This is a genomic window from Massilia sp. Root335 (assembly GCF_001425685.1).
GTDB classification, from domain to species: Bacteria; Pseudomonadota; Gammaproteobacteria; order Burkholderiales; family Burkholderiaceae_D; genus Telluria; species Telluria luteola.
Genome location: NZ_LMCY01000024.1, coordinates 3,825 through 4,113, shown reverse-complemented (window position 1 = coordinate 4,113; position 289 = coordinate 3,825). Strand labels below are relative to the sequence as shown.

1 protein-coding gene is annotated in these 289 nt (G+C 32.9%); it reads right to left on the bottom strand.

Features of this window, described 5'->3' with window-relative positions; all coding sequences use genetic code 11:
• Window positions 1-62 precede the first annotated feature (62 nt).
• Window positions 63-289 (bottom strand): hypothetical protein (locus ASC93_RS31430; RefSeq protein WP_162251877.1); only part of this gene is annotated, 227 nt, incomplete at its 5' end.

Sequence of the window (289 nt, the reverse complement as noted above, 5' to 3'; positions counted from 1 at the left end):
AGCTCCTTTTTCGTTTGTATAGAGTCCTTCATTGAACTAACGTACCCGTTAGCGGAATAACTTCAAATAGATTTCTTAATTCCTTTATTTAACCCAATTATTATTAAAACTAGTCCAAGTATTAAGAAAATCCCTACGAATATATTATCAAAAACACCAGGCATATTTGGTTCAGAAGGATACTGTCCAGACCCATTAATTTTTATTGGAACAGCTTCACTAATCCATTTAAAAACAGCAATAAATCTTTCCACTGTGTACAAAATGCCACTTAATGCAATCAGTCCCA